Genomic DNA, 14,857 nt, shown 5'->3' with positions numbered 1-14,857 from the left:
TAGTCACCTTTTGGAACCGTGATAGAGTCCAAATCCTCGAAAGAAATGGGTACCACTTCCGGGATGGAACTCTTACTGCCGATCGAACCGCTGATGCCCGGACAACCACGTCGGGTTCAGCTCGAAAGCGCCCTGCGCGAGGCAGTGCGGAGTGGCCGGCTTGCGGCCAGCGAGCGGTTGCCCGCCAGCCGCGTATTGGCCGAAGACCTGGGAATCTCTCGGCGCCTTGTGGTCGAGGTCTACACGCAGCTGACCGCCGAGGGCTATCTGGTCAGCCGACCGGGCTCTGGCACCTGCGTCTCCGAGCTGTCCCTCCCGCCGGCGACCGAGGTGCCTGACGCTCTCCGGTCAGGAGAGGGCCTGCCTCGGTGGGACATGCGTCCTGGCATTCCGACGCTGTCGGCGTTCCCTCGCCGCCTCTGGCGGCGTGCGTGGACGGCCGCGCTGGCTGCCGCGGCGGATTCCGATCTGGGCTACCCCGACCCCGCCGGACATCCCCGGCTGCGCCGAGTGCTGGCCGCTTACCTCGGCCGGGTCCGCGGCGTGGACGCCGACCCCCAGCGGCTGTTGATCTGCGCGGGCTTTACTCAAGGTCTCCACTTGCTCGCACAAACGCTGCGTACCCGAGGTGCCACGACCGTCGCGCTCGAGGACCCCGGCTTGCCACACCGGGCGTCCATTCTGCGCCAGGCCGGTCTGACCGTCCTGCCCGTCCCGGTCGATGCCGACGGCATCCTCGTGGATCGACTATCCGAACGGGGCGTCGACGCGGTACTGACTACGCCGGCCCATCAGTTCCCCACCGGTGCGATCATGGCGCCCGCCCGCCGGGAGGCGGTGCTGGCCTGGGCCGGGCGATGCGGCGCCATCGTCGTCGAGGACGACTACGATGGCGAGTTCCGCTTCGATCGACGTGCCGTCGGCTGTCTGCAAGGCCGTGCACCCGACCGTGTCGTCTACGTCGGATCCACCAGCAAGACGCTCGCCCCGGCGGTCCGGTTGGGCTGGATGGTGAGCCCGGCCGATCTGCACGCCGAGCTGCTGCCGAACAAGTTCCTCGCCGATCACGGCAGCCCGACTCTCGATCAGCTCGCTCTGGCCCATCTCGTCGAAGCCGGCGATTACGACCGGCATATCCGCGCCGCCCGGGCCCACTACGGAACAGCCCGGCGAGCACTCGAACTGGCCATCACCCGCCATCGTGTGCCCCTGCAGCTCGTCGGGACGGCCGCCGGTGTCCAGACCCTCGCCACCCGACTCGACGACACCCACCCTGATCACTTGACCGCGCGCGCACGGGCCCTCGGGATCGTTTTCGACTCCATCACCCGCTACCAGCTCAACCCTGACCCGAACCCTGACGGTGTGGTGATCGGCTACGGCAACATCGCGTCACACGCCATCGACGAGGCCATCGCCCTGCTCGCCACCACCATCGGGCGGCAACGCGGATCAGTCTGCTGAGGAAGCACGCCGACCAGACCACTTCGTCGGAGGAGAGTTGGTCCACCAAAGTCCGGTCCGTGGCCCCGGACGGTCGGAGCCGAAGTCAGGCCTTGAACGCCCTGATGCAGTCGATCGCCATGTCCAGCGCGACTTTCATGGGCGCGACGTCCTGTTTGGTCTGCGCGAGCAGGTACCCGCCTTGAAGGGCCCCGATCAGCCCGATCGCGAGCCGCTGAGGGTCGGCGTCCGGCCGCAGCTTGCCGGCGACTCGCATCCGCTCCAGGCCCTCCGCGATCAGGCCTTCCCACCGCTCGAAGTGCGCGGCGAGCTCTGAACGTGCTCGTTCGTTCCGGTCGGACAGCTCACTCGCCAGCGAGCCGAGGGGGCAACCGTACGCACCGTTGCGCAGGGCGTTGTTCTGGACGACCGCGTCTCGCCACCGCTCCAGACCCCGCATGGAGTTCAGCCGCCTCAGCTGCTCCTCGTGCCAAGTGAGCACGAACTGCGCCCGGCGGCCGACGACTTCCTGGACCAAGGCGTCCTTGTCATCGAAGTGGTGATAAAGCTGCGACTTGCTCGTGCCGCTGGTCGCGCGCACATCGTCGAGTGTGGTCGCGGCCACGCCCTTCACAGACATCAAATCGACTGCCGCTTGCAGGATTCGGGCGCGCGTCGCCTCACCCCGCGCCGTCAGCCGGGTAGCCCTCACCGTGCGCTCCGGTTCTGCCACGGTGACAGGTTACCGCACGCGCACCTGCGACGACGGACGCGACAGCCATCGAGGGGTCTGTCATCCACCGAGGTCAGCGAGGACCAACTGGGCCAGAACGGCGGCCCGGCCGATCGTCATGTCCTTGCTCGGGGCCTCGCGAGGCCAGGACGTGGCGGAGCATGATGTCAAATGGCTCCAGCACGTCATCCGATGTGCCCACCTTCCGGAACCGGCCCATCGCACCGACGAGCGCCCCCATGACCGCGGTCGCCAACTCGGCCGGCCTCGACCCGATCGCGAGCTCGCCGCGATCGCGCAGCCGCAGGAAGGCGCCTTCGAGCGCGGACTGCCACGGCCCGAGACTCATCGCCAGGGCCTGACCGGCCCGACCGTCGCGCCCAGTCAACTCGTGGACGACGATGCCCAGCGGGTATCCGGCCGAGATCCACGTGGCGCGATAACGGGTTACCACATCGTCACGCCACTGGTAGAGGTCGTCGGGGCTGACGGCCGCCATCAGCCGGCGGCCGGGACTCTCGAAGACGTCGCGAACCTGGATCCGCACCAGCTCCGCGACGAGTGCCTCGACGTCCGCGAAGTAGCCGCGCAGCCACGATCCGCTCACGCCCGCCATGTCGGCCACCACGCCGAGTTCCGCGGCCCGCAGCCCGCGCTGACACAACAGGTCCACCAGCGCAGCCAATACCCGTTGCCTCGCAGCGCCATCGGCCACGGACTCGAAGGCCGCCCCCTCTCCGGCGGAATCACCGGTCATGACCCGGCCCTCCGGCACGAAAGAGCGACCACACTTGCGCAGACCGAATTAACTGGACCAATAGGTCCCTTATTTTGTTCTTCGATGACGTTCGACGTTCGGCCATTGCCTCCACTCGCGGCGACCTGGGGGGCGGAATTTTCCAAATGAGAAGCGTCATTATTTGCGGAAATTCGGGTACGGCGTCGAACCGGCGTCACCTCAAGGTCCAGCATGATGCCACCGTATACTGGACCTTGAGGTCCAAGCAAAGCGTGACCCACCACCGCGTGCCGCGTCACAGCGCGACCTGACGCTCCCATGAGAGTCGCGTTGCCGACCTGCTGCCTCGCCCCACCGGCGCGGCGCGATCAGCAACGCCTCGCGCTCGCCGCACGCCCGAGATTCCGGTCGCGCGATTCGCGGCGGACTGAAATCGAAAGGAATCGGTAAGGTCGGCTCAGCGGCAGCAGCAGATCTCCGGCCTCGGCCTCAACCCATGCCGGACGGGACGGCGTGCCGCCACGAACGGTCCACCCCGGGTTCGCCGCGCGCTCCGGTCAACCGAACGCACGGCGCCAATGCGGCTACCAGCAAGGATACCGTTGCTCGCGCAGGTACGCCGCCTTCCGCCGTGGAGCCGATCGCCGGCTTCGTCCCGCACGCGACGCGCGACGAGCCGTCGGCAGTGCGCACCCAACCCGCTCCCGACGGGGCCGAGTGCCGCCTCCATGCGGACCGTGCGGTCCAGCTGGTCATAGGTCGCCGGTCACACAGTGCGGTAACCTGACGGCCGTGGACGAACCGGAGGGCACGACGCAGACAACCCGGCTGACCGCCCGCGGAGCGGCGACCCGGTCCCGCATCGTGCAGGCGGCAGTCGACTTGATCCAGGTCAAAGGAGTCGCCGCGACCACGCTCGACGACGTCCGGGCAGCCAGCAGCACGAGCAAGTCGCAGCTCTACCACCACTTCCCCGACAAGAAAGCCCTCGTGCGCGAGGTCGTGGCAGCCCAGGGCGCGCAGCTCATCGCCCGCCAGGAGGACCAGCTCAGGCGGTTGAACTCGATCCGCGGCCTCGAACGTTGGCGCGACGCGCTCCTCCAGCGTGCCTCCCTCCGCGACGGAGCCTACGGCTGCGCGATCGGCTCGCTGGCCTCCGAGCTGGCCGATCGGGACCATGAAGCCCGCTCGATGCTCGCGAAGTACTTCGAGATCTGGGAGGAGCTGCTGGCGGAGGGGCTGACACGGATGCGCGCCTCCGGCATCCTCCGGCGGGACGCGGATCCCGAAAAGCTCGCGACCTTTCTGGTCGCCGCGTTGCAGGGTGGTTACCTGCTCGCGCAGACGGCCCACTCCACCGAGCCCATGAAGCTGACGCTCGACATGGCGATCGATCACGTTCGTACCTTCCTGGCCGCGTAGCCGCCCGCACCGGAACCGAACAGTGGACCCGACCGTCCAGAATGCTTCCGGGCCGAGGTGTACTCCGCACCGCACGTCCGCTAGTGTTCGAGGCATGTCGGGTGACCAGACCGGGATGCACGCCGAGGACGCCCCGGAGCCGCACCGGCTGGTTGTGACAGCGGCGATCAACCTGCTGCGCGAGCGCCAGCTCGGGGAGATCACCTTCGCCGACGTCACGGCGGCCAGCGGTGTCCCCGAGGCACAACTCCAGCAGGCGTTCGAGAACGAAGACGCGCTTTTCGAGGCGGTCGTCCGCGCCCAGGTAGCAGGCGTGCTCGCGGCCCAGAAGCCCCTGCTGGAGGGAGTGCGCTCGCTCTCCGATCTCCAAGCCTGGCGGGACAAACTCGTCGAGGACAACCGCGTCAGCGGCGGCGCGGGCGGCTGCCCGATCGGGTCGCTCATCGGCGAGCTCGCCGGACGGTACGAGCGTGGTCACCGCGCCCTGGTCGATGGGTTCGCGGCATGGGAAAGTCTTCTCGCGGCGGCGTTCCGGCGCATCCGGGAAAACGGTGAGCTCGACTCCGGCGCCGACCCGGACACGATCGCCACCGCCATCATGGGTGCGCTGCAGGGCGGATTCCTGCTCGCCCGGACCACGCGTGACCCCGACCAGCTGGCCACGGTCCTCGACGTGTCGCTCGATCACCTGAGGATGCATTCCTCTCGGTGCCGTTCTGGACTGGGCAGGCCTCTCCTGCCCCCGTCATCGAGCGAAGTCCGCAACTGACCCGACCTCTCGCAGACGGGGCAGAGACGTTGCAGGACCGGATGGGATGCTCGTCAGAGCCGGTCGTCGCCGCCGAATTCGTGCAGCGCGCGCAACAGGGCTTCGTGATCTCCCGAGCAGGCGCAGCACGACTGCAAATGTGTCGCCAACCCTGGGTAATGCTCTTCGGGGTTGTCGCCGGCCGCCGCCATCTCCGTATAGGTGTGGAGCGCGTCGAGAGCGAGGTCGCAACCGACGTCCCGCGGATCGGTCCGGAGGAACTCGTCCAGTGCGTCACAGTTGCTCATGCCTTGCCTCGAGACTTGTCATTTCGTGGGTGACCGCCACGAACCCTGGGTGCCTGGCGCCGGCTTGTCCATTGCAATCCTGGACCGTTAGCAGCCGCTCTTCAGTGGTTCTTACGAGTAAGAACCACTGAAGAGCGGCTGTCAGGCATCGATGGGGACAAGTACACGGACCTCGACATCCACGTGCGGATCTCCGTCCGGTCTTCCACCTTGGACACTCTCCACCCATAATGGCGAAGTGATCGAGATCAGTCCGATGCAGGCGGAAGACCGCGACCGCTGGGAAGAATTGGCGCGCGGTTACAAGGAGTTCTACCGGACCGAGGTGTCGGATGAGGATTACGAACGGACCTGGCAGCGGCTTCTGCGGGCCGAGGACGTGTTCGGCTGCGCCGCCCGGCTCGACGGCGGGCAGGTGGTCGGCATCGCCCATTACCTGTTCCACGCCAACCCGTGGTCGTCAGGTTCGTGCTACCTGCAGGACTTGTTCGTGGACAAGGCCGCGCGCGGCCACGGCGCAGGGCGTTTGCTGATCGAGCACGTCGCCCAGGTGGCCCGGGACCGCGGTGCGGCCCGGCTTTACTGGCACACCAAGCAAGACAACGAGCGTGCGCGGCTGCTCTACGACAAGGTCGCCAATTTTCAGGGTTTCATCAGCTACATCTACCCGCTGGATTGAGCACTTGCCGCGGGTCGACAAGGCCGTGGCGTCGAACCACCTCATCCAGCCGAGCGGGGTCGCCGAAGGTCAGCCCGTACCCGGCGGCCGGTTCCGCGATCGCGTCAGGCTCTGGCCGGTCTTGGTCTTCGAGTCGTTACGGGCGAACGCGGATGATCGTCTTCCCCTTCGTCCGTTCGGTCGGGTTGAACGCGGCCACGGCGTCGTCGAGGCTCGCCACGGTGCCGATGTTGGTCCGCACCCGGCCGTCACGCACGCGCTGAACGATTTCACCCAGCTGGGTGCGGTCGGCCTCGACGACGAAGTCGACCGCCAAGCCGTCAGCGGGCCGCACCTCCGGCGGACCGGCGATCGTCACCAGCGTGCCCCCGGCGCGAACCAGCCGCGCGGACCGTGCCCCGATGTCACCGCCGAACACGTCGAACACCAGATCAACACCGCCGACGTCTTCCAGCGCGTCGTTCTCGAGGTCGACGAACTCGTTCGCCCCGAAATCCTGCGCCGCCTCACGGTCGGCCTTGCGCCCGGTACCCACGACGTAAGCCCCGGCCTCCCGCGCGAGCTGCGTCACCATCGACCCGACTCCCCCAGCCGCGCCGTGCACGAGGACACTCTGTCCCGACTCCAGCCGGCCGTGCACGAACAACCCTTGCCAGGCGGTCAGACCCGAGATCGGGAGGCTCGCACCCACGGTGAAGTCCACATCGCCGGGCAGCGGCGCGAGGTTGCGCGCCTCGACGACCGCGTACTCCGCCAGCGTGCCGTCACGAGTCCAGTCCGTCAGACCGAACACCCGCCGGCCCACCGACAACCCCGCGGTGCCGTAGCCCAGGCTCGCGACCACGCCGGCCACCTCGTGCCCGGGGATCGACGGCGTCCGATCCCGGTCCAGGCGATCCGTCCAGGTCGAGGGCCACGACAGCTCACCCGGGGTGAACCCCGACGCGTGAACCTCGACGAGGACGTCGTTCCCCGCCGCGGCCGGCTCCGACCGTTCCACGAGCGTCATCCCGGCCGTTCCCGCGGCCTCGTCCGTCACCACAATCGCTTTCATCGGGCACCTCTCTCTGCATCCGGTCTTCGCCTGCACAGTACGTTCAGTACAGCGGTATTGGCGGCATGAGATTTCGACGTCTTACGACCTTGATCAACAGAGAGTGCCGGTGCGCTCGGGCACGCTTGCCGCACGGCCATACCGTGAATAAATTTCAGGACAGTTTGACGCAGGTCGAGTCAGGAGCCGGCCCCGAAGGATCTCGTGCCGAGCGCGCTGATCCAGTCAGCTGCCGTTCTCCTGCATTATTCTGTCGGCGATGGCGAACGCGATGTTGGCCGCGGGGACCCCGCAGTAGATGGCCGATTGCAGCAGCACTTCCTGGATTTCCGCGGGAGTCATTCCGTCCCCGAGCGCGGCCCGGACGTGCATGGCGAATTCTTCCTGGTGACCGTTGGCGATCATCGCGGTGAGGGTCATGCACCGGCGGGTCGCCCGAGAGAGGCCGGGACGAGTCCAGACCTCACCCCAGGCGTAGCGGGTGATGAAGTCCTGGAACACGGAGGTGAACTCGGTGGTCCCGGCGATCGCCCGATCCACGTGGGCGTCGCCCAGGACGGCCCTGCGTACGGCGAGGCCGGCGGCATAGCGGGAGCCGTCGTCACCGGCGGCCGTCGTGTCCTGGGTCTCGCCGTGGCCGTCGAGATGGCAGCGCAGCGCGGCCAGCACGGAAGCGGGACGTTCGACCGTGACGAGGTGCGCCGCGTGCGCGACCTCGGTGAGGCTCGCGCCCGGAATCCGATCGGCCAGCAGGCGGCTGTGGTCGACCGGTGTCGCCCGGTCCTCGCGACCGGCGATCACCAGGGTGGGCGCGATAATCCGGGGCAGCTCGGCACGCAGGTCGAACGAAGCCAGTGCGTCGCAGCACGCGGCGTAGGCCGTGGCGTCGGTGGCCCGAAGGTCGGCGAGCAGCGCCTGGGCGGTGGGATCGGCCGCGAAGGCCGGGGTGAACCACCGGCCGGCGGCGGTATCCGCGACGGGAGCGATGCCGTCGGTCCGGACGAGGTGCGCGCGTTCACGCCAGCGGTCAGGCTCGCCGAAGCGAGCCGACGTGGCGACGAGCATGAGCGAGGCGACCCGGTCGGGGTGGTGGACGGCGAGCCACGAGCCCACGGCCCCGCCCAGCGAGATCCCGGCATAGGCGAATCGCTCGATGCCGAGGTGGTCCGCGAGCGCGAGGACCAGGCCGGCGATGTCGCCGACGGTGGCGTCGACGGGTAGGAGCTCAGCCGGAGAACCGCCGTGCCCTGGCAGGTCGTACCGGATCACCTGACGGTCACGAGCCAGGGCCGAAACCTGCGGCTCCCACACGGACAGCGTGGTGCCGAGGGACGGCCCGAGGATCAGGGGGTGCGCGCTGCCCCCACCGTCGGCGCGATGGTGCAGGACGGTCATGGGGTGTCTTTCGTGCTGGTTGTCATCACGATGGGTGATGTGTCGGACGCGTCCAGGTCGGCGAGAAGCGCTGCCGGACCTCGCGAGCGCCGACGAGATCGAGGCCTGCCTCGCCGCGGTTCCGAATCTCGTCGACGCCCGCCTTCGGCACTTCCGCACCACCCGGATTGCGGACTGGGTGCTCAGATGAAGGTGTACAGCCGGTCAGCTTCGAACCGCGAAATCGGGCCCTTGTATGCCTTCTCGGGAACGGGGTACCCGAGAGCCAGCAGCACCGTCGTGGTGTGACCGGTTTCGCGGATCTTGAACGCCTTGTCGACGCTGGTCGGGTCGAACCCTTCGAGCGGCGTGGCGTCGACACCGAGCTCGACGGCCGCCATCATGGTCATGCCCATGACCATGTAGGTCTGCTTTTCCATCCAGTGGTTCAGATCCTTGTAGGCGTAGTTGCGCAGGTTCAGGAAGTCGCGGGTCATGAACTGCCACATCGCGTTCTTCTCCGCGTCGGGGAACCGACCGTCGGCGGTCTCTTTGGCGAACACCTCGTCGAGGTGGCTGTCGGGCACATCCGCCCGGGTGGTGAGAATGATGGTGTGCGACGCGTTCAGGATCTTCGAGCCGTTGTCCTGGAATCGTTCGCCCAGGTTGTCCGCGAGCTGCTTCTTGGCTTCGGCCGAGGCGAGGACGTAGAAGTGGTTGGGCTGGATGTTCGTCGAGGTCGGCGCGGACCGCAGGAACCGCAGCAGTTGGTGAAGGGTTTCGTCCGGGATCGTTTTACTGCCATCGAAAGCCCGGGTGAGGTGCTGGCTCATGAGCTTTTCGAGATCCATGTCAATCTGCTTTCTTGTGGCAACCAGTAGGTGAACAGTGGTGGTTCATGGGGTTCGGGCTAGTTCTTGCCGTGGGCAATCAGTTCGCTGATCCGGTCGAAGCTCATACCGGTTGTCGCGGCCGCGAGGTCCCCCGCGACGAGCGCCTTGGTGGCTTGTTCGAGCGCCGCCATCGCGTTGACGTACAGGAACGGCCCCAGACTGATGCGCTTGACGCCGGCCTTCTGCAGCTCGGCGACGGTCAGCACCTTGTCCGCGGGTGACACGAGAACGTTGACCGGGGTGGGCGCGACCGCGGTGACGATCGCCTCGAGTGCCGCCAGGTCCGGGGGGAACGGTGCGTAGACCACATCCGCGCCGACCTCGGCGAAAGCCGTGAGGCGCCGGATCGTGTCGTCGAGATCGGGTCGCCCCTGGATGAAGTTGTCGGTGCGCCCGGTCACGGCGATGCGTCCCTTGGCCGCGTCGACGGCGCCGCGCACGCGCCGGACCGCCTCGTCGAAGTCGCGGATCGGCTGGTCGGGATCACCCGAGGTGTCCTCGACTCCGACGCCGGCCAAGCCGAACTCGACGGCGGCCTCGACGGTCGCCGCGACGTCTTCAGGCGTGTCGCCGTAACCGTCCTCGAAGTCCCCGTTCACGGGCAGTCCGGTGAGCCGGGCGAGCAGCCCCGCATGCTCGAGGTGCTCGCTGCGAGTGACTTCGTGGCGGCCATCGGACCGGCCGAGCATGGCCGCGAGCGCTGCCGACGACGTCGCGATCGCCTCGAAACCGGCATCGCCCAGCATCAGCGCCGAGAGGCCGTCCCAGGCGTTGGGCATGACGAAGCCACCGTCGCGGGTGTGTAGCGCCATGAATTTCTCATAGAGCTCGGAGCCCGGCATAGCGCACCTTTCGTGGATGATCATGGGGCTGTGAGGGGTTACCGGGCCGCGTGCGCCGCCTTGACGGCGGCTGTGGCGATCAGCCGGGTGTGCCGGCGGCGTCGACCGCGGGGATGTCGATGTCGGTCTGGTTGACGTTGTTGATGAAGTTCGTGAGCAGCGCTTGCACCGCGACGGTGACAATCGCCAAGATCTGCGCATCGGTGTACCCGGCGTCTCGCACACCCGCGAGGTCCTCGTCACTGACCTGTCCGCGGCTGTCGACCACCCGCCGAGCGAAGTTGGCGGCCGCGGCGCGCTTGGGGTCGACCGAGCTCCCGGCGCGGCCCAGAGCGATGTCGTCGCTCGACATCCCGCCGAACTCGGACGACACGTACGTGTGCATTGCCAGGCAGTAGTCGCAGCCGTTGGCTTCCGACACGGTCAGCGCGATGCTGTGCCGGGTCCTCGCGTCCAGAACCCGGCTCAAGGTGCTTTGCAGTGTCGTGACGACTCCGAGAACAGTCGGGTTCGACGCGATGACCTTGAACATGTCCGGGACGAAGCCGAGCTGCGCACCAATCCCCTCGAGTATCTGCCGCGAGTCTGCGGGGACGTCGTCTGGAGCGGGCGCGTTCAGTCGTGACACAGCGAATCAACCTCCGGTAGGTGTGTGAGTGGTCAGCGTCACGCTCAAGTCGGCTCTTACTGCTCCCGAGTTCCGCCGCAGCGGTAAGCCTGCGCTGCCTGTGGCTTGACTGGTGGCGCCGGATGCGTTGGACCTGGTGACGTGCGTTGCGAGGGGCGATTCCGTCGGCGCCGAGTTCCGGATCTCGTCGCGACGAAGAACCCTGGACTGGACTATACAGACCAGACACTCGCGCACGAACGCTCCCTGTCGAGTTGTTCTTACCGACTCCACCGCTCGCTGGTTGACAGTCAATGGACTTTTGAGTCCACTGGTGAGGACACCGCACGCCTTCTGAGGGACCTCGCTCCCGCACACCCCAGGGAGGGGACCATCGACCCGCCGCCGGACTGTTCTCTGCACTGGCAGCCCGCCTTCCCCGTGGACGCGAAGCTGACACTCAAGAGCCTGAGGCGCGGCCGCCACGATCCGACCCACCGCGAGGAAGCCGACGGGACCCTGTGGCGGACAGCCCTGACCCCGTCCGGGCCGGTCACCTACCGGATCCGGCAACAGCGCCTGGACGACCTGGATGTCGACGCGTGGGGGCCCGGTGCCGCGGAACTCGTCGAGAACATCCGTACCGAGCTCGGCGAACACGACCGTCCAGAGGACTTCCGACCGGCACATCCCGTTCTGGAGCGGGCCTGGAGCAGGCGGCCCGGCCTCCGCGTTCCGCGCACGGGAAGACTGTTCGAAGCCCTCGTCCCGGCAATTCTCGAGCAGCGGGTGGTCGGTTTGGACGCTCAAGCCGCCTGGACGCGCCTCGTCAACGCGCACGGCGGCCCGGCACCGGGTCCGGCGCCCGACCCGATGCGGGTCATGCCTTCGCCCGACGTGTGGGCGAACCTTCCGATCTGGGAATGGCGGCGTGCCGGCGTCGACCTGCACCGCTCGAAGGCCGTCGTCTTCGCCGCACGGCACGCGGCCAAGCTCAACCGTGCCGCCGGTGACCCCGCTCGCGCGTATCAACTGATGTCAGCGATGCCGGGCATCGGAGTGTGGACTGCAGCGCAGGTCGGGCACCGCGCGCTCGGCGACGCCGACGCGCTGCCGCTCGGCGACTTCCACCTCGGCCGGATGACCGGCATGGCCCTGCTCGGCCGTCCACTGGCACAGCACGAGATCGAGGCGTTCTACCTGCCGTGGCGGCCGCACCGCTACCGGGTGGTTCGCCTCCTCGAGCTCACTCCGCGCGCTGCGCCGCGGCGCAGCCACCGCGCACCACGGGCCCGGCCGTTCCGCTGACGATTGGCGACGAACAGCCCACGTCAAATGACGTAGGCACTGCAGTGAATGACTGAGTGACGCCTGGGGAAAACGACCGATTGTCGGGTTCTCCCGCCCGTCCTAAGTTCGATCCAGTGGTTGACGGAAGGAACTCAATGACATCGATCGTCCATTTACTGGATGGTGCCTGCGTCGCGATCCTCAATGGGTACCGGGACGGCCGGACGAAGCCGGCGGAGTTGCGCGTCAGTCCCTCCGGGTACGAATCCGTTGCGCTCGTCAAACGGGCCGAACTGTCCCGAGGAAACCCACTGGTACTGCTCGACCTCGATGTCGTCGTCGATCATTCGCTCGAAGGCGACAAGACAGCCATCACCTGGGCGGGAACGCCGGAACAGGAGCCACCATGCTGAGCGCCGAGGAAAATGCCTATCTCTGCCGCGTCGGGCCAGGCACGCCGATGGGTGCGCTGCTGCGCCGGTACTGGCTCCCGATCTGCCTCTCGAGCGACGTCGCGGAACCCGACGGACCTCCCCGGAAGTTCCGCCTCGTCGGCGAGGATTTCGTGGTCTTCCGTGATTCCGCCGGAACCGTCGGCGTGCTGGATGAGAAATGCATGCACCGCGGCGCTTCCCTGGCGATCGGCCGCGTGGAGGACTGCGGCATCCGCTGCCTGTACCACGGGTGGAAATTCGGGGTGGACGGGACGATCCAGGAGACACCCAATCTCCCCGACTCACGGTTCCGAAACCGTCTGCGGGCGCCGGCACACCCCGTGCACGAGGCCGGTCAGATCGTCTGGGTGTACCTGGGCCCGGCGGACAAGCAGCCCCCGCCGCCGAGCTACGTCTGGATGAACGTGCCGCCTGGCCACCTCGCGACGACGAAGGCCGTTCAGAGGGGCAACTTCATCCAGGGGGTCGAGGGAGAGATCGACTCATCCCATGTCGGCCTGCTCCACCAAACCGAGATCGCCCTCGCCAGGACCGGCGAATACGACCCGGACGGTATCGGCCGGGACCGCTTCCCGACGACCGACGACGCTCCCCTGCTCGAGGTCGAGGACACGAAGTTCGGCTTCCACTACGCGGCGATCCGGAAACTCAAGGGTGAGCACGAAGGCCAGTCCTACGTGCGCGTCACACCGTTCATCATGCCGTTCCAGGCGCTGATCCCCCCGATGAACCTGGGTTTTCTCTACGTCCCGATCGACGACACGCACACCTGCACGTACGTGGTGACGGGCGACCCGGAGAAGCCGATCGACAAGGCGGAATGGCTGAAGTGGCGGAGCCTCCAGGATGTCCAAGCGCCGGACTACGTCCTGAGTCCAGCCCAGGATCGCGAGGCGATGGTGGCGGGCACCTCGTTCTCGGGAGTGGCCGGCCTCATTCCTCAGGACGCACTCGTGACCGATTCGATGGACCCCATCGTCGACCGGTCGAAAGAGCATCTCGTCGCAGCGGACATCGCCGTGGTGCGCATGCGACGCCTGCTGATCGACGCGGCGCGCAGTGTCGAGGCGGGCGGCGACCCCGTGGGGCTCGACGGCTCCGTCGACTGGGCCAAGTTCACCGCCGGGTCGGGACTCATCCCCCAGGGGGTTCCGTGGCAGACGCTGGTCCCGACGAACGTCACTGATTGATCAAACCGCCCATCGCGCCGGCCGGCCGGCTGCCGGCCTGCACGAAGCGACGACGAAGTGGAGTCGAACGGTGACCCAGACGGACATGACACGGCGAGAGGTCGAACTCGACCTCGTGGTGGTGCGACGAACCGTGATCGCCCAGGAGGTCGTCGAGCTGGTCCTCGCGAACCGGTCGGGAGAAGACCTTCCGGCGTGGGACGCCGGCAGCCACGTGGATCTTCTCCTCGACGACGGCCTCGTGCGGCAGTACTCACTCTGCGGTCGGCCGGCGCGCGCCGAGTGGCGCGTCGCGGTGTTGCGCGAACACGATGGCCGCGGAGGGTCGGCCCACGTCCACGATCGGCTGACCGAAGGCGCCGCCGTGCGCGTTCGGGGGCCGCGGAACAACTTCCCGCTGCTGCCGTCGCCGCGCTACCTGTTCGTCGCCGGCGGGATCGGCATCACCCCGATCCTGCCCATGGTCGCCGCGGCCGAGGCGGCCGGCGCCCGGTGGCAGCTCTTGTACGGAGGGCGCACCCGTGGGTCGATGGCCTACAGTGCGGAGCTCGCGTCGAGATACGGGAACCGGGTCGTCCTCTGCCCGGAAGACGAGAACGGCCGGCTCGACCTCGACGAGTGGCTCGGGACTCCGGCCGACGATGTCCTCGTCTACTGCTGTGGACCGGAGTCCTTGCTGCTCGCGGTCGAGGAACGGTGTGCGAGCTGGAAGGCCGGCTCGTTGCGGCTGGAGCGCTTCGTCCCGAAGCCAGTACCCGATTCGCCGGACCACTCGTCGTTCGAGGTCGAGCTGGCTCGTACCGGCGGCTCGCTGACGGTAGCACCCGACGAAACCATTCTCAGAGCGGTGGAACGCGCCGGGGTCCGGCCTCCCTATTCGTGCGAGCAGGGTACGTGCGGGACGTGTGAGACGAAGGTTCTTTCCGGAACGCCGGACCATCGTGACTCCCTGCTCACGGACGAGGAACGGGAAGAAGGCAAGACCATGATGATCTGCGTGTCCCGGGCCGGGTCCTCGAAACTCGTACTCGATTTATGATGTCGTGGAGCCCGGCCGGCACTGGATCCGATATCCCCGCC

At 67.5% G+C, this 14,857-nt stretch carries 16 protein-coding genes; 8 read left to right on the top strand and 8 right to left on the bottom strand.

The window, feature by feature from the left end; translation table 11 throughout:
- The first annotated feature begins 63 nt into the window (after positions 1-63).
- Positions 64-1,464: a PLP-dependent aminotransferase family protein gene (locus ABZU76_RS33105; RefSeq protein ID WP_354876357.1), complete on the top strand. Its 1,401-nt coding sequence runs from the start codon at positions 64-66 to the stop codon at positions 1,462-1,464.
- A gap of 85 nt (positions 1,465-1,549) precedes the next feature.
- On the opposite strand, the gene ABZU76_RS33100 is transcribed toward ABZU76_RS33105, so the two are convergent.
- Both ABZU76_RS33100 and ABZU76_RS33095 read right to left on the bottom strand, forming a co-directional pair.
- Positions 1,550-2,155, bottom strand: a complete 606-nt coding sequence (locus ABZU76_RS33100; protein WP_354876606.1) for a TetR family transcriptional regulator — start codon at positions 2,153-2,155, stop codon at positions 1,550-1,552.
- A 94-nt stretch (positions 2,156-2,249) separates the two neighbouring features.
- Positions 2,250-2,933, bottom strand: coding sequence for a hypothetical protein (locus ABZU76_RS33095; protein WP_354876354.1), 684 nt, complete (start codon positions 2,931-2,933; stop codon positions 2,250-2,252).
- Between the two features lie 774 nt (positions 2,934-3,707).
- Here ABZU76_RS33095 and ABZU76_RS33090 point away from each other — a divergent pair.
- Both ABZU76_RS33090 and ABZU76_RS33085 read left to right on the top strand, forming a co-directional pair.
- Positions 3,708-4,337 (top strand): TetR/AcrR family transcriptional regulator, encoded by a 630-nt coding sequence (locus ABZU76_RS33090; protein ID WP_255638216.1) that lies wholly within the window; start codon positions 3,708-3,710, stop codon positions 4,335-4,337.
- 94 nt (positions 4,338-4,431) lie between these two features.
- Positions 4,432-5,106 carry a TetR family transcriptional regulator C-terminal domain-containing protein gene (locus tag ABZU76_RS33085; protein WP_354876351.1) on the top strand — a complete coding sequence of 225 codons (675 nt, stop codon included), beginning with the start codon at positions 4,432-4,434 and terminating at the stop codon, positions 5,104-5,106.
- 53 nt (positions 5,107-5,159) lie between these two features.
- Here the strand turns inward: ABZU76_RS33085 and ABZU76_RS33080 are convergent, their stop codons facing one another.
- Positions 5,160-5,393, bottom strand: coding sequence for a hypothetical protein (locus ABZU76_RS33080; RefSeq protein WP_354876348.1), 234 nt, complete (start codon positions 5,391-5,393; stop codon positions 5,160-5,162).
- Positions 5,394-5,631: 238 nt separating this feature from the next.
- On the opposite strand from ABZU76_RS33080, the gene ABZU76_RS33075 reads away from it, so the two are divergent.
- Entirely contained in the window at positions 5,632-6,072 is a 441-nt protein-coding gene (locus ABZU76_RS33075; protein WP_354876345.1) for a GNAT family N-acetyltransferase, read from the top strand.
- A gap of 136 nt (positions 6,073-6,208) precedes the next feature.
- On the opposite strand, the gene ABZU76_RS33070 is transcribed toward ABZU76_RS33075, so the two are convergent.
- The 5 genes from ABZU76_RS33070 to ABZU76_RS33050 form a co-directional block, all read right to left on the bottom strand.
- The gene (locus tag ABZU76_RS33070; protein WP_354876342.1) at positions 6,209-7,126 is read right to left on the bottom strand and encodes an NADP-dependent oxidoreductase; all 918 of its coding nucleotides are present in this window, start codon (positions 7,124-7,126) and stop codon (positions 6,209-6,211) included.
- Between the two features lie 225 nt (positions 7,127-7,351).
- Positions 7,352-8,521: a 3-oxoadipate enol-lactonase gene (gene pcaD / locus ABZU76_RS33065; protein WP_354876339.1), complete on the bottom strand. Its 1,170-nt coding sequence runs from the start codon at positions 8,519-8,521 to the stop codon at positions 7,352-7,354.
- 182 nt (positions 8,522-8,703) lie between these two features.
- Positions 8,704-9,351 (bottom strand): nitroreductase family protein, encoded by a 648-nt coding sequence (locus ABZU76_RS33060; RefSeq protein ID WP_354876336.1) that lies wholly within the window; start codon positions 9,349-9,351, stop codon positions 8,704-8,706.
- 59 nt (positions 9,352-9,410) lie between these two features.
- Positions 9,411-10,205: an isocitrate lyase/phosphoenolpyruvate mutase family protein gene (locus ABZU76_RS33055; protein ID WP_354876333.1), complete on the bottom strand. Its 795-nt coding sequence runs from the start codon at positions 10,203-10,205 to the stop codon at positions 9,411-9,413.
- A 109-nt stretch (positions 10,206-10,314) separates the two neighbouring features.
- Complete coding sequence (locus ABZU76_RS33050; protein ID WP_354876330.1) at positions 10,315-10,863, bottom strand: carboxymuconolactone decarboxylase family protein; 549 nt, start codon at positions 10,861-10,863, stop codon at positions 10,315-10,317.
- A gap of 420 nt (positions 10,864-11,283) precedes the next feature.
- Here ABZU76_RS33050 and ABZU76_RS33045 point away from each other — a divergent pair, with 420 nt between their 5' ends.
- The 4 genes from ABZU76_RS33045 to ABZU76_RS33030 all read left to right on the top strand — a co-directional run bounded on the left by ABZU76_RS33045 (position 11,284) and on the right by ABZU76_RS33030 (position 14,816).
- Positions 11,284-12,150: a DNA-3-methyladenine glycosylase 2 family protein gene (locus ABZU76_RS33045; RefSeq protein ID WP_354876327.1), complete on the top strand. Its 867-nt coding sequence runs from the start codon at positions 11,284-11,286 to the stop codon at positions 12,148-12,150.
- Positions 12,151-12,287: 137 nt separating this feature from the next.
- Entirely contained in the window at positions 12,288-12,545 is a 258-nt protein-coding gene (locus tag ABZU76_RS33040) for a hypothetical protein (protein ID WP_354876324.1), read from the top strand.
- A complete protein-coding gene (locus ABZU76_RS33035; RefSeq protein WP_354876321.1) occupies positions 12,539-13,777 on the top strand; it encodes a Rieske 2Fe-2S domain-containing protein in 1,239 nt (412 codons plus the stop codon). Before ABZU76_RS33040 ends, ABZU76_RS33035 begins: the two co-directional genes overlap by 7 nt.
- An 85-nt stretch (positions 13,778-13,862) precedes the next feature.
- On the top strand, positions 13,863-14,816 hold the full coding sequence (locus ABZU76_RS33030) for a PDR/VanB family oxidoreductase (RefSeq protein ID WP_354876604.1): 954 nt from the start codon (positions 13,863-13,865) through the stop codon (positions 14,814-14,816).
- Positions 14,817-14,857: the final 41 nt, after the last annotated feature.

Source organism: Amycolatopsis sp. NPDC005232, assembly GCF_040607795.1.
Classification (GTDB): domain Bacteria; phylum Actinomycetota; class Actinomycetes; order Mycobacteriales; family Pseudonocardiaceae; genus Amycolatopsis.
This window is presented reverse-complemented; position numbering and strand designations above follow the sequence as displayed.

What these genes read in the sequence shown, in the direction of transcription:
- pcaD (WP_354876339.1), bottom strand. Translation starts at nt 8,521, where the DNA reads ATGACCGTCCTGCACCATCGCGCCGACGGTGGGGGCAGCGCGCACCCC.
- ABZU76_RS33060 (WP_354876336.1), bottom strand. Translation starts at nt 9,351, where the DNA reads ATGGATCTCGAAAAGCTCATGAGCCAGCACCTCACCCGGGCTTTCGAT.
- ABZU76_RS33030 (WP_354876604.1), top strand. Translation starts at nt 13,863, where the DNA reads ATGACACGGCGAGAGGTCGAACTCGACCTCGTGGTGGTGCGACGAACC.
- ABZU76_RS33095 (WP_354876354.1), bottom strand. Translation starts at nt 2,933, where the DNA reads ATGACCGGTGATTCCGCCGGAGAGGGGGCGGCCTTCGAGTCCGTGGCC.
- ABZU76_RS33040 (WP_354876324.1), top strand. Translation starts at nt 12,288, where the DNA reads ATGACATCGATCGTCCATTTACTGGATGGTGCCTGCGTCGCGATCCTC.
- ABZU76_RS33105 (WP_354876357.1), top strand. Translation starts at nt 64, where the DNA reads ATGGAACTCTTACTGCCGATCGAACCGCTGATGCCCGGACAACCACGT.
- ABZU76_RS33035 (WP_354876321.1), top strand. Translation starts at nt 12,539, where the DNA reads ATGCTGAGCGCCGAGGAAAATGCCTATCTCTGCCGCGTCGGGCCAGGC.
- ABZU76_RS33085 (WP_354876351.1), top strand. Translation starts at nt 4,432, where the DNA reads ATGTCGGGTGACCAGACCGGGATGCACGCCGAGGACGCCCCGGAGCCG.
- ABZU76_RS33055 (WP_354876333.1), bottom strand. Translation starts at nt 10,205, where the DNA reads ATGGCGCTACACACCCGCGACGGTGGCTTCGTCATGCCCAACGCCTGG.
- ABZU76_RS33080 (WP_354876348.1), bottom strand. Translation starts at nt 5,393, where the DNA reads ATGAGCAACTGTGACGCACTGGACGAGTTCCTCCGGACCGATCCGCGG.
- ABZU76_RS33070 (WP_354876342.1), bottom strand. Translation starts at nt 7,126, where the DNA reads ATGAAAGCGATTGTGGTGACGGACGAGGCCGCGGGAACGGCCGGGATG.